Source organism: Saccharopolyspora sp. NPDC002686 (assembly GCF_040295745.1).
In the GTDB taxonomy this organism is placed as follows: Bacteria; Actinomycetota; Actinomycetes; order Mycobacteriales; family Pseudonocardiaceae; genus Saccharopolyspora; species Saccharopolyspora oryzae.
The window spans coordinates 1-1,210 of sequence record NZ_JBEOVY010000672.1 but is presented as its reverse complement, the minus strand read 5'-3'; the positions used below and the strand labels follow the sequence as shown (position 1 = coordinate 1,210).

Sequence of the window (1,210 nt, the reverse complement as noted above, 5' to 3'; positions counted from 1 at the left end):
AGGAGGACAAGCCCAGCTCGGGGAACAGCGCGAGCACCGCGTGGTCGGCGGCCGCGCGTCGTGCCAGCTCGATGGTGCGGTCGGCGTTGAGCTCGGGGTCGGCGCCGCCGACCACGGGCACGCCTGCGGCGACCCGTGCGAAACCGTGCCGGTACAGAGATTCGAATCCAGCCATCGCGGACACCCCGGTTCCAACGAGCTTCCCCAGTCTCGCTCAACGCGGTGCAACCGACCGGTCGTGCCAGCGCTTCAGGAGGGGCGGACGCACGGTCTAGCTGCGCTGACGGCGGCCGGGGACGAAGGACCCTTAAGCGGGAACCGAAAGGCGAACAGCCTGGAGGTAGCCCGTTCCAGGAGCGTCCGATGAACTTCCGCCGGTTTGCGCGAACGATGGGGCTGACGTCGAATCCGCTTCGGCGCCGCTCGGACAAGGTCGTGACCGCGTTGATCCTCGGACTGCTCCTCATCGGCCTGCTCGGTGTCCCGGTCGCGGCGGTGGTGGCGGGGGAGACGTCCTACGACGCGGGTTTGCGCGCTGCCGCAGCCGCCGCTGCCACGCGGCACCAGGTCGATGCCACCGTGCTCAGCCCGCCCACGCCCGATGCGGTCGAGACCGGTTCCGATGTCAAACCCCAGCGCTACTCGGCCGAGGTGCGGTGGACGGGAGCGGACGGAGCTCCGCACTTCGCGACGGCCTCGGTGGCGCCGAGCACCGTCGTGGGCAGCGCGGTCCCGCTGTGGGTCGACACCTCGGACCGGCTCTCGACGCCGCCGCGGAGCGAACGCCAGATCCACGATGCGGCCACCGGGACGGCCTTCGGTGCGTGGGCGGCGGGAGAAGTGGTGTGCATCGCGCTCATCGCCGGCGCCCGGGCTGCGGGAGAAGCACTGGGAATCCGTTCCTGGGCCAGGGAGTGGGAGGTCGTCGGGCCGAAGTGGACCCGTCGCCAGCAGTACTGAGCCGTCGGGCGGTGCGCTGCGTCAATCCCGGGTGCTTCCGAGCTGCGGCTCGGCGCTGCGGTGCCCTTGTACTCGGGGCATCCGGTGACCTCGTCGGCGTGGGACGAGGTGAGGTCGTTCAGCGCCGCGTCGGGAAAGTGGAAGGCTGCGAAGACCTCGTGACCATCGCCTCTAGCCGGGCTGCGGCGGGTGCTCCACGGTCGGGGGTGCCCTCCCGGAACGGAGGCGAGGACATGGGTGACAGGACTGA

The 1,210-nt window shown here is 70.7% G+C and carries 1 protein-coding gene; it reads left to right on the top strand.

Annotated elements, in window-relative coordinates:
• Window positions 1-363 precede the first annotated feature (363 nt).
• Window positions 364-960, top strand: coding sequence for an Rv1733c family protein (locus ABTZ89_RS38805; RefSeq protein WP_502949660.1), 597 nt, complete (start codon window positions 364-366; stop codon window positions 958-960).
• Window positions 961-1,210 lie beyond the last annotated feature (250 nt).